This window comes from Streptococcus henryi DSM 19005 (assembly GCF_000376985.1).
In the GTDB taxonomy this organism is placed as follows: Bacteria; Bacillota; Bacilli; order Lactobacillales; family Streptococcaceae; genus Streptococcus; species Streptococcus henryi.
Genome location: NZ_AQYA01000036.1, coordinates 103279 through 127269, shown reverse-complemented (window position 1 = coordinate 127269; position 23991 = coordinate 103279). Strand labels below are relative to the sequence as shown.

The 23991-nt window shown below is 37.5% G+C and carries 24 protein-coding genes and 1 riboswitch; of the genes, 20 read left to right on the top strand and 4 right to left on the bottom strand.

The annotated features are described in order from the left end of the window. Positions 1-85 precede the first annotated feature (85 nt). Complete coding sequence (locus F601_RS0109415; RefSeq protein ID WP_026183176.1) at positions 86-1003, top strand: aldo/keto reductase; 918 nt, start codon at positions 86-88, stop codon at positions 1001-1003. Between the two features lie 425 nt (positions 1004-1428). Here the strand turns inward: F601_RS0109415 and F601_RS13315 are convergent, their stop codons facing one another. Both F601_RS13315 and F601_RS0109400 read right to left on the bottom strand, forming a co-directional pair. Next, a complete protein-coding gene (locus F601_RS13315; RefSeq protein WP_155979164.1) occupies positions 1429-1581 on the bottom strand; it encodes a hypothetical protein in 153 nt (50 codons plus the stop codon). A gap of 30 nt (positions 1582-1611) precedes the next feature. After that, positions 1612-2580 (bottom strand): asparaginase, encoded by a 969-nt coding sequence (locus tag F601_RS0109400; RefSeq protein WP_018165431.1) that lies wholly within the window; start codon positions 2578-2580, stop codon positions 1612-1614. A 142-nt stretch (positions 2581-2722) separates the two neighbouring features. Here F601_RS0109400 and F601_RS0109395 point away from each other — a divergent pair, with 142 nt between their 5' ends. Continuing rightward, positions 2723-4117: an HAD-IIB family hydrolase gene (locus F601_RS0109395; RefSeq protein WP_026183175.1), complete on the top strand. Its 1395-nt coding sequence runs from the start codon at positions 2723-2725 to the stop codon at positions 4115-4117. 77 nt (positions 4118-4194) lie between these two features. On the opposite strand, the gene F601_RS0109390 is transcribed toward F601_RS0109395, so the two are convergent. Further along, positions 4195-4647 (bottom strand): universal stress protein, encoded by a 453-nt coding sequence (locus tag F601_RS0109390; protein ID WP_018165429.1) that lies wholly within the window; start codon positions 4645-4647, stop codon positions 4195-4197. A gap of 350 nt (positions 4648-4997) precedes the next feature. Between F601_RS0109390 and F601_RS0109385 the strand changes: the two genes are divergently transcribed. From F601_RS0109385 to mnmM, 8 genes are all read left to right on the top strand, one after another. Further along, a complete protein-coding gene (locus F601_RS0109385; protein ID WP_018165428.1) occupies positions 4998-5252 on the top strand; it encodes a DUF1912 family protein in 255 nt (84 codons plus the stop codon). Between the two features lie 199 nt (positions 5253-5451). Further along, positions 5452-6012, top strand: a complete 561-nt coding sequence (locus tag F601_RS0109380) for an HAD-IA family hydrolase (RefSeq protein WP_018165427.1) — start codon at positions 5452-5454, stop codon at positions 6010-6012. Next, a complete protein-coding gene (gyrB, locus tag F601_RS0109375) occupies positions 6013-7965 on the top strand; it encodes a DNA topoisomerase (ATP-hydrolyzing) subunit B (RefSeq protein ID WP_018165426.1) in 1953 nt (650 codons plus the stop codon). Positions 7966-8072: 107 nt separating this feature from the next. Next, the gene (ezrA, locus tag F601_RS0109370) at positions 8073-9797 is read left to right on the top strand and encodes a septation ring formation regulator EzrA (RefSeq protein ID WP_018165425.1); all 1725 of its coding nucleotides are present in this window, start codon (positions 8073-8075) and stop codon (positions 9795-9797) included. A gap of 330 nt (positions 9798-10127) precedes the next feature. Beyond that, positions 10128-10362, top strand: a riboswitch (FMN riboswitch). A gap of 79 nt (positions 10363-10441) precedes the next feature. Beyond that, positions 10442-11002: an ECF transporter S component gene (locus F601_RS0109365; RefSeq protein ID WP_018165424.1), complete on the top strand. Its 561-nt coding sequence runs from the start codon at positions 10442-10444 to the stop codon at positions 11000-11002. Between the two features lie 22 nt (positions 11003-11024). Then, the gene (locus F601_RS0109360) at positions 11025-11681 is read left to right on the top strand and encodes a phosphatase PAP2 family protein (RefSeq protein ID WP_018165423.1); all 657 of its coding nucleotides are present in this window, start codon (positions 11025-11027) and stop codon (positions 11679-11681) included. Between the two features lie 50 nt (positions 11682-11731). Continuing rightward, the gene (mnmL, locus tag F601_RS0109355) at positions 11732-12664 is read left to right on the top strand and encodes a tRNA modification radical SAM protein MnmL/YtqA (protein ID WP_018165422.1); all 933 of its coding nucleotides are present in this window, start codon (positions 11732-11734) and stop codon (positions 12662-12664) included. Next, complete coding sequence (gene mnmM, locus F601_RS0109350) at positions 12661-13215, top strand: tRNA 5-(aminomethyl)-2-thiouridylate-methyltransferase MnmM (RefSeq protein ID WP_018165421.1); 555 nt, start codon at positions 12661-12663, stop codon at positions 13213-13215. The genes mnmL and mnmM overlap by 4 nt, the downstream gene beginning before the upstream one ends. A 78-nt stretch (positions 13216-13293) precedes the next feature. On the opposite strand, the gene F601_RS0109345 is transcribed toward mnmM, so the two are convergent. After that, positions 13294-14079: an ABC transporter ATP-binding protein gene (locus F601_RS0109345; protein WP_018165420.1), complete on the bottom strand. Its 786-nt coding sequence runs from the start codon at positions 14077-14079 to the stop codon at positions 13294-13296. A 198-nt stretch (positions 14080-14277) separates the two neighbouring features. Between F601_RS0109345 and F601_RS0109340 the strand changes: the two genes are divergently transcribed. The 10 genes from F601_RS0109340 (at position 14278) to F601_RS13540 (ending at position 23889) form a co-directional block, all read left to right on the top strand. After that, the gene (locus F601_RS0109340; RefSeq protein WP_018165419.1) at positions 14278-15612 is read left to right on the top strand and encodes a hemolysin family protein; all 1335 of its coding nucleotides are present in this window, start codon (positions 14278-14280) and stop codon (positions 15610-15612) included. A gap of 74 nt (positions 15613-15686) precedes the next feature. Beyond that, on the top strand, positions 15687-16475 hold the full coding sequence (pflA, locus tag F601_RS0109335) for a pyruvate formate-lyase-activating protein (protein WP_026183174.1): 789 nt from the start codon (positions 15687-15689) through the stop codon (positions 16473-16475). A 143-nt stretch (positions 16476-16618) separates the two neighbouring features. After that, positions 16619-17035, top strand: a complete 417-nt coding sequence (locus tag F601_RS0109330; protein WP_018165417.1) for a MerR family transcriptional regulator — start codon at positions 16619-16621, stop codon at positions 17033-17035. A 231-nt stretch (positions 17036-17266) separates the two neighbouring features. Continuing rightward, positions 17267-18202 (top strand): manganese-dependent inorganic pyrophosphatase, encoded by a 936-nt coding sequence (locus tag F601_RS0109325; protein WP_018165416.1) that lies wholly within the window; start codon positions 17267-17269, stop codon positions 18200-18202. 817 nt (positions 18203-19019) lie between these two features. Further along, the gene (locus F601_RS0109320; protein ID WP_018165415.1) at positions 19020-20660 is read left to right on the top strand and encodes a phosphoenolpyruvate carboxykinase (ATP); all 1641 of its coding nucleotides are present in this window, start codon (positions 19020-19022) and stop codon (positions 20658-20660) included. Positions 20661-20757: 97 nt separating this feature from the next. Continuing rightward, entirely contained in the window at positions 20758-21414 is a 657-nt protein-coding gene (locus F601_RS0109315; RefSeq protein WP_018165414.1) for a DUF1803 domain-containing protein, read from the top strand. 197 nt (positions 21415-21611) lie between these two features. Further along, positions 21612-22121 (top strand): YbhB/YbcL family Raf kinase inhibitor-like protein, encoded by a 510-nt coding sequence (locus tag F601_RS0109310; protein WP_018165413.1) that lies wholly within the window; start codon positions 21612-21614, stop codon positions 22119-22121. A gap of 222 nt (positions 22122-22343) precedes the next feature. Beyond that, positions 22344-22775: a helix-turn-helix transcriptional regulator gene (locus tag F601_RS0109305; RefSeq protein WP_018165412.1), complete on the top strand. Its 432-nt coding sequence runs from the start codon at positions 22344-22346 to the stop codon at positions 22773-22775. Next, the gene (locus F601_RS13545) at positions 22772-23266 is read left to right on the top strand and encodes an alpha/beta fold hydrolase (protein ID WP_248678621.1); all 495 of its coding nucleotides are present in this window, start codon (positions 22772-22774) and stop codon (positions 23264-23266) included. Before F601_RS0109305 ends, F601_RS13545 begins: the two co-directional genes overlap by 4 nt. Then, the gene (locus tag F601_RS13540; protein ID WP_248678619.1) at positions 23215-23889 is read left to right on the top strand and encodes an alpha/beta fold hydrolase; all 675 of its coding nucleotides are present in this window, start codon (positions 23215-23217) and stop codon (positions 23887-23889) included. Before F601_RS13545 ends, F601_RS13540 begins: the two co-directional genes overlap by 52 nt. Positions 23890-23991 lie beyond the last annotated feature (102 nt).

Below are 23991 nucleotides of genomic sequence, written 5' to 3'. Positions count from 1 at the left end.
AGCGAAATTTTCGCTCTTTTTTAAAACGATACAAGAAAACGTTTTCTTTTTATGATATACTAGAGTCAATTAGAAAAGAGGGAAAATAATGTTACAGGAAATTGGACAAACTAGTGTAGAGGGCTCTCGTATTGCCTTAGGTTGTATGCGCATGGCTGCGCTTGATAAGGTTTCAGCTGAAAAGGTACTTGATAGAGCTCTTGCTGAAGGGATAAATTTCTTTGATCATGCAGATATTTATGGTGGTGGTGAGTCAGAACTACGCTTTGCTCAGGCTCTTAAAAATCTTGGGATTGCGCGTGATAAACTCATTCTTCAGTCTAAATGTGGTATTCAAAAAGGTTACTTTGACTTTTCAAAGACACATATTTTGAATTCGGTTGATGGTATTCTAAAACGTTTAGATACAGATTACCTTGATTTTTTGGTTCTTCACCGACCAGACGCCTTGATGGAGCCGGAAGAAGTAGCGGAAGCCTTTAATCAGCTTAAAAAAGCTGGCAAGGTTAGGCATTTTGGTGTCAGCAATCAGAACCGCTTCCAGATCGAACTCTTGCAGACCTATTTGGATCAGCCTCTGGCGGTTAATCAGATGCAGCTGTCTCCTGCACATACACCTATGATTGATGCCGGCCTTAACGTTAATATGCAAAATAGCGGAGCCATTGACCGAGATAATGGGGTGCTTGATTATTGCCGTCTAAAAGGTATGACCGTTCAGGCTTGGTCGCCTTTCCAAATTGATTTGGGACGTGGTCTCTTTATGGGTAATCCAGATTATGCAGACTTAACAGCTACTATTGAAAAATATGCAGAGCAGTATGAGGTATCTACTGAGGCCATCATTATTGCTTGGATTCTTCGTCACCCAGCTCAAATGCAAGCTATTGTAGGTTCCATGAACCCTGACCGCATTAGCAAGATTGTAGAAGCTAGCAAGGTTAGACTTACGCGCCCTGAGTGGTATGACATCTACCGCAGTGCAGGCAATGATTTGCCTTAGAAAAAGGTTTTACAATGAAGAGCAGAGTCAAGAAAAGTAGAGAAGAATGGTATAAACTTGTTCAAAATGTCATCGCTATCTTATGGTGTGTGCTTTTCTTAAATGGGTTTTTTGCCTTCGATTTTCATGGCAATAGCAAACTTTTTATAGCACCTTCAAGAGTGATTACGCTTCTTGGAATCTATATCATTACAATTAAAGTAATGGACAAGGAATCGCGAGGCTGTCTGTCTCTTATTTGGATTTGGCTTAAAATAGCCATTCCATTGTCCATATTATCTGCTCTATTAACGAGACTACCAGACCTTTCACTTGACCTAATATCTTGGCTGGCCTTGCTTACTATACTTGCACTTATCTGGCTTCCCTTGTACTACAAAATGAAATAAGACTTAGAAAAACGGCCACTTTAGCGACCGTTTTTCTTATGCTTTAAAACGTTTTAGAGCAATACAGGCCAAGATTGTTCCACAAATGGCAAGTGTTGTCAGAATAACTTGCTTGTCTGAAATTTCTAGGTCATAGTGGAAATCTTGATTAGCCTTCTTATCTCTTGCAGCTATAGTTAATCTCATCATTTCTCCTCCTTTATGGAAAATAGCAGAGCATCACCCCTGTATATAGTCTTTTAATTCTTGACCTTTTAATCCAGCGTTTAAGGCAATTAAGAGTTTGAGGCGAGCTTTTTGAGCATTTAGTTCCTTAACAAACATGACACCGGCTTCCTGGAGTTTTACACCACCGCCAGCATAAGCGTAAACTGGTTCAGCAATGCCATTAAAGCAACGGGATACCAGAACAACCGGAATTCCTTTAAACATGAGATTCTCTAACTCTTGAGCAGCCTCAGGCGGTAGATTACCAGCACCCAGAGCTTCGATGACCACACCATCGATTTTTTGAGGATCTAAGAGGCTGATAATGCCGTCACCTAAGCCCATACCAGCGTAAGCTTTGATAATAGGAATAGTTCCAGAAATTTGGTCTAGATTAAAGCGGACTCGAGGTTCAGCTGTTTTAAAAAAGAGAATTTCATGTTTCATAACGATACCAAGAGGTCCGTGAGTCGGTGTATTAAAAGTGGCAACATTTGTTGTGTGGGTCTTAGTGACATATTTTGCTGCATGAATTTCATCATTCATGACAACCAATACCCCTTTGTCTGCAGCTTTATCATGGCTAGCGACTCTAAGAGCTGAAAGATAGTTATAAACACCATCACTTCCTAATTCATTACTACTTCGCATGGCACCGGTGAGGACAATTGGAATCTGAGGCAGAGCCATGGTATCTAAAAAATAAGCTGTCTCTTCTAAGGTATCAGTACCATGTGTGATGACGACTCCGTCATATTGTCCCATGGTATCTCTAATCTTATGGTATAGGGCTAGCATATGGTAGGGTGTAATATGAGGGCTAGGGAGATTGAAAAAGTCAATGACAGTCAAGTCTAAGTTCTCTAAATTAAATCCAATTTGGTTCATAGGATTTTCAGTTGATGAATTAACATTACCTGAAGCATCAGCCTGCATTGAAATCGTTCCACCTGTGTGTAAAACGAGGATTTTTTTTGTCATTTCTATACTTCTTTCAAAATTATGTTATAATCTATTTTATCATAAAGATTAGAAAGCGATTCTCTTTAATCTAAAATACTTTTTAAGAAAAGTAGCATTTTTTCTGAGGAGTATTATAGATTAATGGATGTTTGGAAATATTTTGGCAATCAAAGCAGTATTTTTTGATATTGACGGAACACTTTTGAATGACCGTAAGAATGTACAAAAATCTACCCAGAAAGCTATCCAAAGTTTGAAAAAGCAGGGAGTGTTTGTTGGCTTAGCGACGGGACGCGGTCCAGCATTTGTCCAGCCTTATCTGGAAAATCTAGGTTTGGACTTTGCGGTTACCTATAATGGTCAATATATCTTCACACGAGATCAGGTTTTATATGAAAATCAGCTTCCAAAGTCATTAATTTATAAAATTATGCGAGATGCGACAGATAAGAGAAGAGAAATCTCGCTCGGAACTTCTGCAGGGCTAGTCGGCTCTCGTATCATTGGTATCGGCACAAGTTCTTTTGGTCAGGTATTGAGTGCCCTTGTTCCTAAGAAAATGGCTAAGATGGTTGAGCGAAGTTTTAAACATCTTATTCGACGCTTCAAACCTCAAAATTTTGATAACTTATGGACGATGGTTCGTCAGCCAATTTACCAAATTGTTTTGGTAGTTACAGAAGATCAAACGGCTAAAATTCAAGAAAAATTCCCTCAAATCAAAGTCACGCGCAGCAGCCCCTACTCTGCAGATTTAATTTCAAGAGGACAATCAAAGATCAAAGGTATTGAGCGTGTAGGGGAGTATTTTGGATTTGAATTGTCAGAGGTCATGGCTTTTGGAGATTCTGAAAATGACCTAGAAATGCTGTCTGGTGTTGGAATTGGTGTAGCAATGGGTAATGCTGCTGATGGTATTAAAACAAGAGCTCACTATACCACTTCAACAAATAATAACGATGGTATTTCTAAAGCACTAGCACATTACGGATTGATAAGTTTGGAGAACGATGCTAGCTTTACAAGTAGAGATGACAATTTCAACAAGGTTAAAGATTTCCATCAGTTGATGGATGGTGAGACGGTAAAACTTCCGCGAAGTTATGGAATTGAAGAAGCTGGACATCGAGCAGATTTCAAGATCGAAGAACTTGTTGAATTCTTATATGCAGCCAGTCAAGGAGATCGTCGACAATTTACTCAAGCTCTCTTAAACCTCCATGCAGCGATAGACAAGGCGGCGGAAAAAGTCCAGTCAAAAGAACATCCTGAGACACCTTTGGTTGGACAAGTAGATGCTCTCACAGATTTGCTATATTTAACCTATGGTTCTTTTGTTTTAATGGGTGTTGATCCAAAACCTCTCTTTGATACGGTTCATGAGTCCAATATGGGGAAACTTTTCCCTGACGGCCTTGCGCATTTTGACCCAGTTACACATAAAATATTGAAACCAGAGGACTGGGAAGAACGATTTGCTCCAGAACCAGCTATCAAGCGAGAACTAGACAGACAAATTCAAAAAGCACTTAAACGCGATGAGAAAAAAGGATAAGTTATTCTTGTTAAACATATATATAAAGAGGGTTGGAGAATGATTCCCTACCCTCTTTTTGTTTATGTTTTAAATCATTAAAGTGTTTTAGACTTATCCCGAACAACCAACAAATCAACCTTCGCATGGCGCATGATATATTCTGAAGAAGAACCAATAAGAAGTCGTTCAAAAGTATTTAGACCTGTAGCCCCAACCATGATTAAATCAACTTCTTCCTTATCAGGTATATCTCTTGCGAGCAGACTTTTCGGATTACCGAATTCAATAATTTGTCTCACTTTTTCAAGACCTTGTTTGCGTGCCTGATTTTCATAGTCTGTCAGGACGTCTTTAGCTTCTTTTTCAAGCTTCTCGTAGATGTAAGTATCAAATGTGGCAACACTTTGAAGAGCACGTGTGTCAATGACATGTGTTAGAAGTAGTTCAGCATCATTACGGAGAGCAACGTTAACTCCTTTTTCAAAAGCTAATTCAGATTCATAAGAACCATCAATGGCAACCATAATTCGTTCATATTTTTGTGACATGTTAAACCCTCCTTAAATGATGAGCAAAGTAGTGGAGGCTGACATTTAAAATGTGAGTGATATATTCAGTTTTATTAAACTTTTCTGATCTAATAGATCAATCACATTACGATCAATAAACTAAATGAAAAGCACTTTGTTAAACGCCAAGTCCAAGACTAATAAGAATATCATTTATTTTCTACACTTTTATTATACTCTTTTAAAGTCGAATTTGAAAGCGTTTTATATATTTTCCTCTTATTTCTTTTTCTGAACAAAATTGATTTTCATAAAACGATGCCATTTTAAAAAGCTATTAAGATATGTTATAATAAAGCAAGAAAAAGAAATGAGGGTATGAAGGTATCATGTCGTACGAAAAAGAATTTCTGAAAGATTTTGAAGCATGGGTAAACAACCAAATCGCAATCAACGAAATGGCTATGGATGTTTCTCGTAAAGTAATTGAAGAGGATAAGGATGAGCGCGCAGCAGATGCCTTTATTCGTTATGAGAGTAAGCTAGATGCTTATCGTTATCTTCAAGAAAAGTTCGCAAACTATCATGATGGAAAATCATTTCATGATATGCCAGATGGTCTGTTTGGCGAACGCCATTATTAATTAAAAAGTCTTCTATTTTGAATCTGACTGAAAAATTGGTCTTTAATAATCCAGTTTTAACAGAAGTTCGATTAGAAGACTTTTTATATTTATGGATTTTGGTAAATGGCTATTATGAAAAATCTGAATAGGAAACATTATGCACCTAAATGTGATATCTTACTATAATATCACTTGAAAATGTGATATAATAAAAGGTATGAATTATCACGATTATATTTGGGATTTGGGTGGAACTTTACTTGATAATTATGAGATTTCCACTCAGGCTTTTGTAGAAACCTTAGCGACATTTGGTGTAATAGCAGAGCATGATGCTGTATATGCTAAACTTAAAGAGTCGACGGCTGCTGCAATTGCCTATTTTATTCCCAAAACCCCATCGTTTTTGGAAACCTACAAAAAGAATGAAGCAAAGCATTTGGAAAATCCTCTCTTGTTTAAGGGGAGTAAAGAAATTTTGGAAAAAATAGTCCAGTCAGGTGGTCGAAATTTCCTCGTTTCACATCGAAATGCCCAAGTTCTTTCTCTCTTGGAAGTAACAGGTATCCTGCCATATTTCACCGAAGTTGTGACTTCAGAAAGTGGCTTTGCACGAAAACCCAGTCCAGAGAGTATGTTGTATTTGAAAAATAAATACCAAATTGATAGTGGTTTAGTAATTGGTGATCGTGAGATTGATAGACAAGCTGGTCAAGCAGCAGGATTTGAAACATTGCTGGTTGACGGTTCAGTATCCTTGATGGAGATAGTAAAGTAAATGACAGAAGAAAAAAAAGATTTAGCTGCTTTGGCACAAGAATATGATGCAAGTCAAATTCAGGTTTTAGAAGGTTTAGAAGCTGTTCGTATGCGTCCGGGGATGTATATCGGATCAACTTCTAAAGAAGGTTTGCATCACTTAGTTTGGGAAATTGTAGATAACTCAATTGACGAGGCTTTGGCCGGTTTTGCATCTAAGATTGATGTATTCATTGAACCAGACAACTCTATCACAGTAGTAGATGATGGTCGTGGTATTCCTGTTGATATTCAAGAAAAGACTGGTCGACCAGCGGTTGAAACTGTCTTTACTGTCCTACACGCGGGTGGTAAATTTGGCGGTGGCGGCTATAAAGTATCTGGTGGTCTTCATGGTGTAGGTTCATCAGTCGTAAACGCCTTGTCTACTCAGTTAGATGTAAAAGTACATAAAAATGGTTTGATTCATTATCAAGAATACAAACGTGGTGTTGTTGTAGATGATTTGGCAGTCATTGGTGAAACAGATCGTCATGGAACAACTGTTCATTTTACACCAGACCCAGAAATCTTTACTGAAACTACAGAATTTGATTTTAGTAAATTGGCTAAACGTATTCAGGAACTTGCCTTCCTAAATCGAGGCCTTAAAATCTCCATCACTGATAAGCGTGAGGGTCTTGAGCAAACTCAAGAGTTTCACTATGAGGGCGGTATTGCTAGTTATGTTGAGTTCTTGAATGAAAATAAGGATGTTATCTTTGATACACCTATCTACACTGATGGTGAATTGGATGGCATTTCAGTTGAAGTTGCTATGCAATATACAACTGGATATCACGAATTAGCTATGAGTTTTGCCAACAACATTCACACACATGAAGGTGGAACGCATGAACAAGGTTTCCGAACTGCTTTAACTCGTGTAATCAATGATTATGCTAAGAAAAATAAAATCCTTAAAGAAAATGAAGATAATCTCACAGGTGATGATGTTCGTGAAGGACTAACAGCAGTTATCTCTGTTAAACACCCTAATCCACAGTTCGAAGGACAAACCAAAACAAAACTTGGTAACTCAGAAGTTGTTAAGATTACTAATCGTTTGTTTAGTGAAGCATTTAGCAGATTTCTTTTGGAAAACCCACAAATTGCTAAAAAGATTGTGGAAAAAGGAATTTTGGCTTCAAAAGCCCGTATTGCCGCTAAACGTGCACGTGAGGTAACTCGTAAAAAATCAGGTCTTGAAATTTCAAATCTCCCAGGTAAATTAGCAGACTGTTCTTCTAATGATGCCTCTATGAACGAACTCTTCATCGTCGAAGGGGATTCTGCCGGTGGTTCTGCAAAATCAGGACGTAACCGCGAATACCAAGCGATTTTGCCAATTCGAGGTAAAATTCTTAACGTTGAGAAAGCAAGTATGGATAAAATTCTTGCTAATGAGGAAATCCGTAGTCTCTTTACTGCAATGGGAACTGGATTTGGTGCTGATTTCGATGTTTCAAAAGCTCGCTATCAGAAACTTGTCATCATGACAGATGCCGATGTCGACGGTGCTCACATTCGTACACTTCTTTTGACTCTAATCTATCGCTTCATGCGCCCAGTTTTAGAAGCAGGATATGTCTATATTGCACAACCGCCAATCTATGGTGTTAAAGTTGGTAGTGAAATTAAAGAGTATATTCAACCTGGTACTAATCAGGAAGAAGAATTGCAAGCAGCACTTAAACGTTATAGTGAAGGTCGATCAAAACCAACCGTTCAACGTTACAAGGGTCTAGGTGAGATGGATGACCACCAATTGTGGGAAACAACAATGGATCCAGAAAATCGCTTGATGGCACGTGTATCGGTTGACGATGCTGCCGAAGCTGATAAGATTTTTGATATGCTTATGGGTGATCGCGTTGAGCCACGCAGAGAGTTTATTGAGGAAAACGCTGTATATAGTACGCTTGATATTTAATCCAAATAATTGACGAAAAAATAGTGCATACGGTAAGTAAGTATGTTATAATCGTAATGTTATAGCTAATTTTTACGATAAACAGACAATAAAATAAGGAGATAAGGATGTCTAGCGGAATTATATTGCTAATTGTGGCGATTGTCCTACTAGTAATTGTAGCCTATTTGGCTGGCGTTATCGTTCGTAAACGTAATGATGGCCTAATTGCAAACCTAGAAGAAAAAAAACAAGCGCTCTTTTCACTACCTGTAAATGATCAAATTGAAGAAGTTAAAGCACTGCATCTTATTGGGCAAAGTCAGACGACTTTTCGTGAATGGAATCAAAAGTGGGTTGATCTTTCACTAAATTCATTTTCAGATATTGAAAATCATATTTTTGAAGCTGAAAATCTTAATGACACATTTAAATTTATCAGTGCTAAGCATGAAATTGATAGTGTAGAAAGCCAGCTTGCTGTCATTGAAGAAGATATTACAGCTATTCAAGAAGCACTTTCAATCCTGAAAGAACAAGAAGAGAAAAATAGTGCACGTGTCACACATGCTCTTGATCTCTATGAAAAATTGAAAGATTCTATTTCTGAGAAAGAAGACAACTTTGGTTCTACAATGCCAGAGATTGAGAAACAGTTGAAAAATATTGAAACAGAATTTTCCCAATTTGTTACCCTCAATTCCACAGGTGACCCAGTAGAAGCAGCTGAAGTTTTGAATAAGGCAGAGGAGCACACTATTGCACTAGGACAAATTTCAGAGCAAATCCCAGCTATTGTTGCAAAATTAGAGGATGATTTCCCAGATCAACTAGATGATTTAGAATCAGGCTATCGTCGACTTCTTGAAGAGAATTATCATTTCCCAGAAAAGAATATTGAAACTCGTTTCCAAGAAATTCGCGGTGCAATTCGTGAAAACTCTTCAGAGTTGATTACATTAGATTTGGATCGTGCGCGTGATGAAAATGAACATATTCAAGAGAAAATTGATTCTCTGTATGCAATTTTTGAACGTGAAATTGAGGCTCATAAACAAGTTGTAAAAAACAAGAGAATTATTCCTCAATATTTAACTCATGCTAAAAATAATAATGCTCAATTAGAAGCTGAAATTAAACGATTATCACATAAATACATTTTAAGTGAAAACGAAGACCTCAATGTTAAAGCTTTCAATAAAATCTTGACAGAAATTGAAGAAGTTATTCAACCAATTTTTGAAGATTTCGACAATCAAGAAAAACCTTTCACTGACTTGCAAGTTCTTTTTGCTAATACCCTTGAAAAATTAGCTCAAGTTGAAAGTGGTCAAATGGAAGTTTTTGCGGAAGTTAAAGATATCGAAAAGATTGAAAGTGATGCGCGTTCTAATTTGGATAATCACATCAATAAATTACATGCCATTAAACGTTTCATGGAAAAACGTAATTTACCTGGAATTCCTCAGGATTTCCTAAGTCTATTCTTTACGACAAGTTCTCAACTTGAAGCTTTGATGGACGAGCTTAGTCGTGGTCGAATTGATATTGAAGCAGTTTCTCGTTTGTCAGAAGTTGCTGAATCAGCTATCCAAAATCTTGAAGATACGACTTATCGTGTCGTTCAAAATGCTGTTTTAACAGAGCAACTCTTGCAATATTCAAATCGCTATCGTAGTTTTGAACCAAGTGTTCAAAATAGTTTTGAGCATTCTCTCTATCTTTTTGAGACTGAAAACAATTACCAAGCATCATTTGATGAGATTTCTTACGCATTAGAAACTGTCGAACCAGGTGTGACTGATCGATTTGTAAGTTCTTATGAAAAAACTAGAGAACAAATTCGCTTTTAACAATTCAGTAGTCTGATTTATTTCAGGCTACTTTTTCTATTTTAGAAATGCCGTCAGCTGAAAAAGTATGGTTAATACTCAAATATTATCAAAATCAGACGAGGAAGTGAGATGAGTGTAGTACTAGGGTAGGGCATGTCGAAACTGATGATGTATCATTTTGATTTTAAGAGAGTATAAGATTCTCCAATAGGAGAATAAGCGAGTGCCTATATGTCTAAAAAGGATTAGAAGAATCATTTTTGTGAATAATACAAACATATTTTTGTAAGTATTGACAAAACTGTAGGCCCAAGCTATTGCTATTTCAAATTTTTTTTGATATTCTATAAATGTCTTCAGGGCAGGGTGTAATTCCCGACCGGCGGTGACTTTTCTCCGTTGCCTATTTTTGCTTTAATTTGTTGTTGACTCGGCTCGCCTAACTTCAGTTATGCTTACGCCCAATCGACTAGACAAAAAGCAAATTCTTAGTCAACTTCAGTGGGAAAAGAAGTCCGCGAGCGAAAGCTGATGTGGTGAAATTCCACAACCGACAGTAAAGTCTGGATGGGAGAAGACCAGGACTTTTGACGTACACTTTTTTGTGTGCGAAAGAAATCATGGAACTTCTTTCAATTTGTATAAATTGGAGGAATTTTTTTATGACAAACACACGTAAGATGGCCTATGTCGCCGTACTTTCAGCTATTTCATTTATTTTGATGTATTTTCAATTTCAACTTTTACCTACAGTAAACTTTTTGAAATTAGACTTTTCAATTATTCCGATTTTAATTGGTTTGGTTGTTCTTGATTTAGGAAGTGCTTTTTGGATATTAATCATCCGTTCTATTTTGCAGCTTCTCATTAATAATAATGGTGCATCTTCTATGATTGGTATGCCAATGAATGTGATTGCTTATGCCTTTTTCATTTTGGCTTTGGCTCTAATTTGGAAGAAAGCACCAACAGTAAAAACTTATATTCAAGCTTGCTTAGTTGGTACAATTTCATTAACAGCTGGAATGATGGTTTTGAATTATTTTTATGCTCTGCCTATGTATAAAATATTTGCTGGTTTTGATGTTGCAGCTATGGTAGGTAGTGTTTCTAACTACATTTTTGGTATGGTTTTGCCATTTAATTTCTTGCAGGGAGTGATTTTCTCAGTCGTTTTCTATCTTGTTTATCAAGCAATGAAACCTGTTTTGAAGAAAATTTAAGTAATTATGCTATAATGGCTTTATGAAAAATAAGCAAACCTATTTAACTAGGGCATCTTCTGCCTTACTTATCTTCATTATGTTAGGTTATTTAGTCAAGTTTTACCCTGAGACTTTAACTAATTTTGATTCTAGCATTCAGTCTGCAATTCGTGGAAATTTACCTAAGACTTTAACGACTTTCTATAAAATAGTTACAGAGTTTGGGAATGAAGTTTTTATATTTATCTATGTTTTTGCCATTGCTGCTATATTCTATATTTGGAAAAGATGGAAAGCAGAAGCCTATTTCTTGGTAATCAATCTTCTAGCTATGGGTGTTTTTTCAACGGTGTTTAAGTATCTCTATGGTCGTGAACGTCCAAGTTTGGCCTATCTAATTCCTAAGCCAATGGGACCTTCCTTTCCAAGTTGGCATGCCGCTTCAACCATGATTGTAGCTCTAACACTTCTTATTGTTATTGAGCAGAGATTGTCAAAATCCTATGTTAAACGCATTATTCAAGGTTTATTTTTGTTAATTGCGGTTTTGACGGCTATTTCACGAATTTATCTTGGTGTACATTATCCATCAGATATCGTGGGAGGTTGGTTATTAGCTTATACCATTGCAACAGTAGCCTTTCCTTTCTATGACCAAAAACGCTTTGAATGGCGTTTTCAATCTAAACAGAAGTAGTGATAAAAAGTCACTACTTTTCTTTTGCTCAAAGTGATATAATAGTTTTTATGAAAAAACGATACAATACATTAAATGATTATTATCGAGAACTCTTTGGAGAGAAGATTTTCAAAGTGCCCATTGATGCGGGCTTTGACTGTCCTAACCGTGATGGAACGGTGGCCCATGGTGGCTGTACTTTTTGTACGGTGTCAGGTTCTGGGGATGCCATTGTGGCTCCTGATGCCCCTATTCGTGACCAATTTTACCATGAGATTGATTTCATGCACCGCAAGTGGCCTGAGGTTAAGAAATACCTAGTCTATTTCCAAAACTTTACTAATACACACGATAAGGTTGAAGTGCTTCGTGAGCGCTATGAACAGGCCATCAATGAACCTGGTGTGGTGGGGATTAATATTGGGACAAGACCAGACTGTCTGCCTGATGAAACCATCCTTTACCTAGCGGAGCTTAGTGAACGCATGCATGTCACCTTGGAGTTAGGTCTTCAGACCACTTATGAGGAAACGTCAGCCCTTATCAATAGAGCCCACAGCTATGAACTCTATGTGGAGACGGTTAAACGTGTGAGAGAGCTGGCGCCTAAGGTGGAAATTGTCTCTCACCTCATCAATGGTTTGCCAGGTGAGACCCATGAGATGATGCTGGAAAATGTGCGTCGTTGCGTGACTGACAATGATATTGATGGCATCAAGCTTCATCTCTTGCATCTCATGACCAATACGCGCATGCAACGCGACTACCACGAAGGAAGACTCCAGTTGCTTAGTCAGGAAGAATACGTCTCAATCATTTGCGACCAGCTGGAAATCATCCCTAAACACATGGTCATCCACCGTATCACAGGAGATGCCCCACGTGACATGCTGATTGGTCCCATGTGGAGCCTAAATAAATGGGAAGTCCTCAATGCCATCGATAAAGAGATGGAGAGAAGAGGGAGCACACAAGGGTGTAAGGTGGAGGTGACAGCATGATCAAACGTCCCATTCACCTTTCTCATGATTTTTTGGCGGAGGTTTTAGATGACAATAGCATAGCGGTTGATGCCACTATGGGAAATGGTAATGATACAGCCTTTCTAGCTGGGTTGGCTCAGAAAGTCTACGCTTTTGATGTGCAGGAACAGGCAATTAAAAAGACTTCTGAGCGTTTAGCTCAGCTTGGTCTGGACAATGCTCAACTTATTTTAGATGGGCACCAAAACCTTGATAAGTATGTTGAAGAATCAATACGCGCAGCTATTTTCAACCTAGGTTATTTACCATCAGCTGATAAAACGGTTATCACCAAGCCAGATACAACACTGCAAGCCATTGAGAAGATTCTTGAGCGTTTGGAAAGCGGTGGTCGTCTTTCTATCATGATTTACTACGGTCATGCGGGCGGCGATATGGAAAAAGATGCGGTCTTAGATTTTATCAAGGACCTGCCACAGGAAAACTTTGCCACCATGCTTTACCAGCCCCTAAATCAAATTAATACACCACCATTTTTAGTAATGGTTGAAAAGTTGAAAGAAAACTAAGAATACAAAAGAAACCACTGCCTAAGTTGTACTCACTTCAAATGAATACCGACAGTGGTTTTTATATTGTAATTCTTCTTATTCTATTTCAGGCTTTATAAAGAAGCGATCGTCATCAATTGGAATTATACTAACTTTATTATCAAAAAAATCTGCCAGTGTTTTTTCAGAAATAATATCTTGTTTCTCACCTTGTGCAACAATCTCTCCTTTTTTGAGGAGGATGATGTATTTCATGCTCGCTGTGATTTCTTCGGCATGGTGAGTGACGTAAAGAACAGTAGGTGCATTTTCAAGATCTGATATTCTGTCAATTTGTCTAAGTAGTTTTTCTCGGGCAAAAAGATCGAGTCCAACTGTTGCCTCATCCAAAATAAGGATTTCTGGATTCTCCATGAGGCTACGGGCAATTAGGACCAATTGTTTTTCCCCTTGAGAGAGGTCATAGAGACGGCGTCCCAGCAAGTGTTGACCATCTAAGGAAATCAACATTTGACGAGCTTCTTCCAATTCCTTTTCTCCGTATTCCTTGTAGAGGATACTAGATTTGTATTTTCCAGTGAGAACTGCATGTTCCGCTCCCATTTGTAGAGATAAGCGGTCAGTGATAAAACCAGAAACAATACCAATTTTTTGACGAATTTCAGTAATATCTGTTGCTCCAAATTCTTGTCCCAAAACACTGATTTTTCCGCTTGTTGGGAAAAATTCAGCCATAATGAGTTTGAGTAAGGTCGTCTTTCCAGAACCATTTAGGCCTAGGATAGCCCAAGTTTGCCCCTTTTCAACTTTCCAATTAATATCTTTTAGCAAATCTTTACCGTGTTTGCGTAAACCAACATTTGTCATTGAAATAACTGTCATTGTTTCTCCGTTCTATATTGATAATGAAACCATTATAACATTTATTCAGAATGTTTAGAAAATAAAATCACTTGATAGCCACTAGTAACTAAGATTTTGGATTAAAAGTAGCAGTTTTCTCTAGAAATATTTCTTACTGCAAATTATAAAAAGTATGCTATAATAAAGCTATTATCTTTTTTTAGGAGTTATTAAAAAATGGAAGACCCCGGTAGTCAGAATCTACTGTTACAATTTGCTTTATTATTTATTTTAACCTTACTTAATGCTTTTTTCTCAGCATCTGAGATGGCTTTGGTGTCTCTCAATCGTTCGCGTGTGGAGCAAAAGGCTGAAGAAGGTGAGAAAAAATTTATCAGACTATTATCTGTTTTAGAAAATCCCAATAATTTCTTATCTACTATCCAAGTTGGTATCACCTTTATTAGTCTCTTGCAGGGGGCAAGTTTGTCAGCTTCACTTGGTGCAGTTATCGCTTCTTGGTTTGGCGGCTTTGCTTGGGCTCAGACTGCAGGTAGCGTTATTTCTCTTATTTTTTTGACTTATATTTCCATCGTTTTAGGTGAGCTTTACCCTAAACGTATTGCAATGAATTTAAAGGAAAACCTAGCAGTTGTTTCTGCCCCCATTATCATTGTTATTGGTAAGATTGTTAGTCCCTTTGTTTGGTTGCTGTCTGCCTCAACAAATCTTTTGTCGCGTATCACCCCTATGAAATTTGACGATGCCGATGAAAAGATGACGCGTGATGAGATTGAGTACATGCTGACTAATAGTGAAGAAACTTTGGACGCTGAAGAAATTGAGATGCTTCAAGGAATTTTCTCCCTTGATGAAATGTTGGCGCGTGAGGTCATGGTACCTCGTACAGATGCTTTCATGATTGATATCAACGATGACATTCTTGAGAGTATAGAAGAAATTCTTAAGCAAAATTTTTCTCGTATTCCTGTTTATGATGATGACAGAGATAAAATTGTTGGTATTCTTCACACTAAGCGTCTTTTAGATGCAGGTTTTCGTGATGGATTTGATAATATTGTCCTTCGTAAAATTTTACAAGAACCCTTGTTTGTTCCAGAGACTATTTTTGTGGATGACCTCCTACGTCAATTGCGTAATACCCAAAATCAAATGGCTATCCTCTTGGACGAGTATGGTGGTGTAGCAGGGCTTGTAACTCTTGAAGACCTTTTGGAAGAAATTGTCGGTGAAATTGACGATGAGACTGATAAGGCAGAACAATTTGTTCGTGAAATAGCAGAGCAGACTTACATTGTTTTAGGAACCATGACCCTAAACGAATTCAATGATTATTTTGAAACTGAACTCGAGAGTGATGACGTTGACACTATTGCTGGCTTCTACTTAACAGGAGTCGGCAGTATACCTAGCCAAGATGTCAAGGAAAGCTTTGCTATTGACACCAAAGATAAGCATATTGAGTTAATCAATGATAAGGTCAAGGATGGCCGAGTCACTAAACTAAAAGTTATTTTTTCTGATATAGAACAGAGTATTGAAGAAGACTAGTCAAAACCTAGTCTTTTTCTTTTTAAAAATGGTATAATGAAAACAAGAAAAACGGTTACAAAGGGATGGAAGAAATGACAGAAATTGATTATAAAAAAGTAACAGGTATGGTGCATTCAACAGAAAGCTTCGGTTCAGTCGATGGGCCAGGTATTCGTTTTGTCATTTTTATGCAAGGCTGTAAGTTACGCTGTCAGTATTGCCATAATCCTGACACTTGGGAAATGGAGAGTAATAAGTCGACAGAACGAACAGTTGAAGATGTTCTAAATGAAGCTTTGCGCTATAAACATTTCTGGGGAAAAAATGGTGGTATTACTGTTTCAGGTGGAGAGGCAATGTTGCAGATTGATTTTGTAACTGCGCTTTTTACAGAAGCTAAAAAATTAGGTATCCATACGACACTTGATACTTGTGGTTTTGCTTATCGTCCAACCCCAGAGTACCATGAAATCGTTGATAAACTTCTGGCTGTGACTGACTTAGTCTTACTTGATCTTAAGGAAATCAATCCTGAGCAACACAAGATTGTGACTCGTCAGCCAAATACAAATATTTTGCTTTTTGCTAAGTATCTATCTGATAAGCAGGTTCCAGTTTGGATTCGTCATGTCCTAGTACCTGGATTGACTGATATTGACGACCACTTGATTGAACTTGGTAAATTTGTTTCTGAATTGAAGAACGTTGATAAATTTGAAATCTTGCCTTACCATACACTAGGTGAGTTTAAGTGGCGTGAACTTGGTATTCCATATCCATTGGAAGGAGTTAAACCACCAACAAAGGCGCGTGTTCAAAATGCAAAATCTCTCATGAAAACAGAATCCTATACCAAATATTTAGAACGTATCCATGGATAATTATCTTTAAAACTAGCTATGCTAGTTTTTTTCTTTCACTTCCTTTAGCTAAGATGATTGTCAGAAAATATAGTTGATTTTTGTTAAAAGACTTGACTTAGACCCAGTCTAAGGTGTTAGGATAGGGAGGAGGAGGGTGATTTATGACAACCATAAAACAAGTTTCAAATGATTTGGATTTATCGGCACATGCCATACGCTTTTATGAAAAAGAAGGAATGGTTTCTATTCCGAGAAATGAACATGGGGTACGAATTTTTGATGAACAAAGTATTGATCGTTTGAAAGCTATTGCCCACTATCGTCGTGTTGGCATGTCTCTTCAGGATATTAAATCTATCCTAGCAGAATTTCATAATCATGTTTTGTCTACTCAATTACTAGAAAAAACAAAATGTGATTTAGAAGAACAGATTGCTAATTTGCAAGAAACACATGCCTACCTAGTTGAAAAAATTAAAATTCATAGGAAATTAGCTGAGCTTGAAAATCAAGGTTTAGATGAACAAGAGCGTACAGAGGCCTATTATGATATTAGAAGACAAGAGAATAAGCAGTAAGGCATTAGATTTTTAGATCAAAACAATTACAAAACCTACTTAATCATTTTTTAGGCACTTTCATAATGATTTAGAGAGACTAAATGGCATGACCTTAATTTTGAATAATGGAGTTTAAAAAGCATGATATAGCAGGGAATGCTTAAAAACAAAGCTATCTTGTTCAGGAGCTTTGCTATCTTCCTTAAAATTTGCTAAAATAGAGTGAAAATAACTTAAGAGGTAATGAACATGTCTAAATTTTTAGTTTTTGGTCACCAAAATCCTGATACAGATGCTATCGCATCATCATACGGTTGGGCTTATCTTGAGCGTACTGCTTGGGGTCGCGATGCTGAAGCTGTAGCTCTTGGAACACCAAACGAAGAAACAGCTTTTGTTTTGGACTATTTTGGAGTTGAAGCACCACGTGTTGTTGAATCAGCTAAAGCAGAAGGTGTTAGCCAAGTTATCTTGACTGACCACAATGAATTCCAACAATCTATCTCAGATATCCGCGATGTTGAAGTAGTAGCTGTTATTGACCACCACCGTGTGGCTAACTTTGAAACAGCTAATCCACTTTACATGCGTTTGGAACCGGTTGGCTCAGCATCTTCAATCGTTTACCGTGCATCAAAAGAAGCTGGTGTTGAACTTCCAAAAGAAGTTGCAGGACTGCTCTTGTCAGGTTTGATTTCAGATACACTTTTGCTTAAATCACCAACAACTGCAGCATCTGATCCACAAGTTGCCAAAGAACTGGCTGAAATCGCTGGTGTTAGCTTGGAAGAATACGGTCTTGAAATACTTAAAGCAGGAACAAATCTTGCAAGCAAATCAGCTGAAGAGTTGATCGACATCGATGCTAAAACATTTGAATTGAACGGAAACAAGGTTCGCGTTGCTCAAGTTAACACAGTTGATATCAACGAAGTATTGGCTCGTCAAGCAGATATCGAAGCAGCAATGACAGCTTCAAATGCAGCAAATGGCTACTCAGACTTCGTGCTTATGATTACTGACATCCTTAACTCTAACTCAGAAATCTTGGCGCTTGGTAACAATATGGATAAAGTTGAATCAGCCTTCAACTTCAAACTTGAAAACAACCACGCCTTCCTTGAAGGAGCTGTTTCACGTAAGAAACAAGTTGTCCCACAATTGACTGACAGCTTTAACGCATAAAAAACTATTAATATGGGAGTGGGACAGAACTCGACAAACCTAAAAAGAGTTCGTAGTCCCACCCCCGCAAGGACTAGTAGGATAATTCGAGCTTTGAAAAAGCGAAGTATTATCCACTAGGCTACTGCGTCTTAGTCATATTCCGAACTTTATTACAGAGGCTTGGGCTTTTTGCCCAGCTCCTTTTTTTATAAGGAAATACTATCAAGAATCTGCACTTATTCTCAAAAAATCAGAAAAGACGAGCTGACAAAGGTAAATCTGGAGCATCAACAATTTATCATTTTGACTTTTAAAGAGTAGTCATAAAACCGGCATGAGTACCTACCATAGAATGGGGTATACTTTTAGGAATGTAAAATATATGGAATTTACTGAATACTAAGTTATGTCTCAAATATTTCCTGAAATTTTTTCATTTAAAAACATTTATTTTAGGAAAATGTAAGCGTTTTTATGATATAATAGTTTCATGGTAAAGATAAAACGAAAAGTACTTAGTAGATTTCCTTTTTTAAGGATCTAAAGAAAATGCCAAATGGTGGAGATCAAATTATACAATATCAGGTGGTAAGAAGAATGAGAAAACTGGAATGCTTAATAGGAGGTCTTGGGTTTGGGTAGCCCTAGTAAAAATACCTATACTCGTTTAAAATCAAAATGCTAAATGATGATATGGAAATGCCTTAATTTAGTTTAGCTTGTATCTTTTCATCTGCTTCATTCTTGATTTTTTTGGGTATTTAATTCCAGATTTTTAGTAAAAAGTACTTTCTGTTCTATATATTAATTGAGTAAATCAATAAGGGGGAACTTTATGGTAACACGCCAACATTTTTCAGTAGAAGCATTGCGCAAAGATACAAGTTATTTTTCGCCTTTAAAAACAACAGTTGAATCAGCCTTTTATGAGAATCATGTCCAGTTAGTCAAAAATATGGAAGAAGCCTATCATTTGGCTTACAATGCTCCAAATACAATTGTTCTTGATATGGCAGTTGCTCATGCTAATGACTTAGGATTGCCAGAAGATGCCCGTGTTTTACTTTCGAATTCTGGTGCAATCGTTGGACGTACAGCCAAAGCTCGTCGTATCTATGGTAAAGACAAGGCCGAGGATGCAAAACTGTTGCCTATTGTGCGCGATGCTATTTTTAAGTCTCGTCACCGCCAATTTCTAAAGGCAGATGCCGTTGTTGGTCTTGATGAAGACTTTATGCTTAGGGCGCACTTAATGTTACCAGAAGACGATGTCAATAATCTCTATTCTTGGTTGATGAATTTCCAAATTTTGGATGAGACATTTAAGGGTCGTTTGAGTCAATCAAAACGTTATGAAGCAACAGATATCTATATTTTCTCAGATCCAACATGGACTCACCCAGATTATCCAGATGGACTAGCTTATTTTGATACCAATCATAATTGTGCTGTTATCTTAGGAATGTATTATTTTGGAGAGCTGAAAAAATCAACCTTAACTCTTGCTTGGGGAACTGCAGCACGTAATGGCTATGTTTCATGTCACGGTGGTTTGAAAATTTTCCGTAAAGATGGTCAAGAACCACACGTTGCCAGCTTCTTTGGCTTGTCTGGATCAGGAAAATCCACTCTGACTCATGCTAAACATGATGGTAAATATGAAATCAATGTTCTTCATGATGATGCCTTTATCATCTCAGCAACCGATGGCTCTTCAATCGCACTTGAACCAGCCTACTTTGATAAAACCAGTGATTATCCTGCAGGACATCCTGAGCAAGATTACTTTGTCACAGTTCAAAACTGCGGTGTAGCACTAGATACCGAAGATAAGCTCCGTCTTGTTACTGAAGACGTCCGAAATGGTAATGGCCGTACTGTTAAATCACGTTATGCTACACCAAACCGTGTTGATAAAATTGAAGATCCTATTCATTCTATTTTCTGGATTATGAAAGATGATTCTCTGCCACCATTGGTGAAAATTGATACACCAGCTATGGCAGCTACAATGGGATGTACATTGATGACTATGCGTTCAAGTGCTGAAAACACTTCTGACAGTCTAAACAGCCTAATCATCGAACCATATGCAAACCCATTCCGAGTTTATCCGCTTGATGAAGATTATAGAAAATTTGAAAATCTTTTTGAATCTGGCGTAGATTGCTATATTATCAATACAGGATCATACCTAGGTAAGAAAATTCCAAAAGAATTGACTCTTTCCCTTGTTGAACACGTTGTTGATAATAAAGGTGATTTCAAACAATTTGGACCACTTACTGGTTTCAGCTATGTTGAATGTGAAGGATATGAAGTACCTGAATTTGATACTGACTATCGTAAAATGATTAAAGAGCGTATGCAAATTCGACTTAACTTCCTACTCAACCATAACCATGACAATCAAGAAAATGCCCTTCCTGCAGAAGCAATCACTCGAATGGAAGAACTCTTCAATGACTTAGGATAGTACTCCAATAGATAGTAAAAGCTCAGTTTTCCCAATGAGAATTCTGAGTTTTTACTGCTTTTTGAAGTTACTTTTTATTTTGTGCTATAATAGCATCATGATTAAAATATTCAATCCAAATAAACTAACGCGCCAGCCATTTTTTCAAGAGCTGATTAACTATTTATATAGTCATGATGATGTTACTCTTCGCCAGATAAAGCGTGACTTTCCCCACGTGACTAAGATAGACCGTGACATTGAAGATTACGTTCAAGCGGGTTATATTGTTCGGCAAGATAAACGCTATAGCCTTGACTTGCCACTTTTGGAAATAGCAGAGCCTGTAAATCTAGATGATATGATTTTTGTTGATACAGAAAGTCAAGCCTATGAAGATTTGCTAGCGCTGGAATTCCAAACGGAGCTGGCTAACGCTACTAATCAGGCAAGACTTATTGAGAAGACTGACTTCAGCCGAAATAAGCTGACACTATCTAACTATTTCTATAAGTTAAAAACAGCGCAGCCATTATCCCAAGAACAAGAAAAACTCTATGAGATATTAGGTGATGTTAATCCAGAGTATGCACTAAAATATATGACGACAACACTTTTGAAATTTTGTCGCAAGGATAGCATTAAACAAAAGCGTAAAGATATTTTTGTTGATAGTTTACTGATACTTGGCTATTTAAAAGAAACGGACCAACAGACTTATAAACTTAAATTAAGTCTAGATCCTGAAACCTTTGTTTTTGTAGCGGAGCTATAGTCAATTAACTTAGCTTTGATAGGTAGTTACTATTGGTTTGCTATACTTAAGTACTTGTTCTTAGTCTGAAAACTCTTCGTTGGCCGATATATTGACAGGAACATCAAAGATTGATTTCATAGAATATATGGTTAGAAGTAGCAGTCACTAACTATCATAAAGCCGCAGGGCGTTATGACTAGAAGGAGAGTGTTTTTATGATAGACAAACTAGAGTTTACTTGCCCTGGTTTTTTTGAAGGCGGTGAATTTCCAGTGAAACATACTGGGAGAGGAGAAGATTTGTCACCAGAATTTTATCTTCACAATCTGTCCCCTAATGCAAAAACTGTGACGATTATCATGGAAGATATCTCTCATCCTTTAACCAAACACTTTACACATTGGTTGATTTGGAACATACCAGCTTCAACTCATATTGAGGGGGCACTCTCAAAAGGATATGTGGTACCGCAAGTTAAAGATGCTCGGCAGGGAATTGCTTACGGCTGGCATGGATATGCTGGGCCAAATCCTCCCTTCGGTCAAAATCATTCTTACCGTTTTACCATCTATGTTTTAGATACTTCATTGGAACTTGGAAAATGGACACGCAGACCGCAATTGCTTGGAGAAATGGCAAATCATATCCTACAAAAAGGTCAACTAACTGCAACTTTTGGTAGTCCCAAAATCTGGCAGCCTCTTTTAGATCCCTCTCTAGGATAATGCATGTCCCAAGAAAAATTAAAAAACCTGTGTCTCATAGAGCCTGATTAAGATAATCAGTAAATGAGATACAGGTTTAAGCATATATAATTATTTTTTACTTGAGAGAAGAGCTTTAAAGCTCCTATTTTTAACAATAAATAGGAATTTTGTCATTAGCGGTTGCTTGTAAACTCTTCCCTTTTTGATATACTGTGGATATATATAAAGAGTGAGGTTTTTATGATTGATAGAAATATTAAGTTATTAAGAAGGAGATATGAACTTTCTCAAGAAAAGTTAGCGGAAAAAATTGGAGTATCTAGGCAAACCGTCGCAAAATGGGAGTCTGGTAGCAGTCTGCCTGATGTCCTGGCATGTGCTAAATTGGCGGAATTATTTGATCTTAGTATCGAGGACTTATTAAACTTAGATGCCGAACTTTTAGCTTTCCCTCAAGAAAAAGGGAAATACATCTTTGGCAGTATACAAGTTCAAGAAGGCGGGCGCATAGATCTACCTTATAGGGCTAGGAAACTATTTTCTATCGAAGTTGGAGATGAATTACTGTTGGTCGGCGATGTAGACAGAGGGCTAGCCTTACTAGATCTTAATTTCTTCTTGGAGGGTTATCAGGCTCTTGAAAAAAATAAAAAGGATATAAAGAACAAATGAAAAAGAAGGGAATAAAGAAAAGAGTGTTTATTATTTTAAGCCTTATTTTACTCAGCCTAGGCTTAGGTCTGGCTCTTTATGCCCATCGAAATATGACCTATGACCAAAAAGAGGCCAAACTGATCGAAAAAGCCCAATTCCAAGAAAAACAAGTGACTTTGCCAGACCATTCTATTTTAAATTACGGTGAGGGGCCAGATAATGGAGAGGTTTTAGTCTTGCTGCATGGACAGCAAGTATCTTGGGAAGACTATGCAAAGGTGCTAGGAGAACTATCACAGCGTTACCATATTTATGCTGTTGATTATTATGGTCACGGAGGATCCAGCAAGTCCCCTGAAAAATACTCAGCAAAGGCAATCGGACAGGATTTAATCTGTTTATCCAAAACGTCATTGGAGAAGCCGTTCTTATTTCCGGACATTCATCGGGAGGACTCTTGGCCACTTGGATTGCAGCCAATGCCCCTGAAGAGGTTAAAGGCCTCCTGATTGAGGATGCTCCCTTCTTTGCCACAGAACCAGGAAGGGCAGAATTTACATTTGCCTGGTTAGGCTTTAAAGACATGGCTGATTTTTTAGCTAGTGGCCAAAGCAACTTTACTCGATATTCTTTAGAACATACCTATCTGGCAGAACTCTTTGGCAGCCAGACCAATTTTGATAAAATTGTTAAAAATCCAGCTCTTAAGTTTATGGAAAAACATCCTCAGCAAATCCCTAGGATCTGGCTTTACCCACCTGAATTAAAAGTGAATCAAATTTATGATTTAACAGCCAATCTGCAAGATGGGACTGGTGACTATGATTTACGATTTGGACTGGCCTTTTATGATTTTTCATGGTTTAGGGATTTTCCCCAAGAAGAAACCCTAAAGCAAGTTCAATGCCCTTCCATCCTGTTACATGTTGCTAAACCAGCTAATTTTCAAGACTATTATGACGAGAAAGGCATTCTTCTCAGTGCTATGGATGCCGAGGATGCCAAACGTGTTGACACCTTATTGAGCGACAACACTTTGATTGACAATGTAGATAGTGGTCATGATATTCATGTCGAGCAACCCTATATTTTTATTAAAGCAGTAGATGACCTAGCTAAAAAAGCAAAATAAAGAAAACGATCCACTGCACCATGATTCGCTTTCTTATTTTCAAGCTCATGAAAAAAGGTCCCTCGGACTTTTACTCTTTCCTAATTTCTAGAGAGCAAGAGC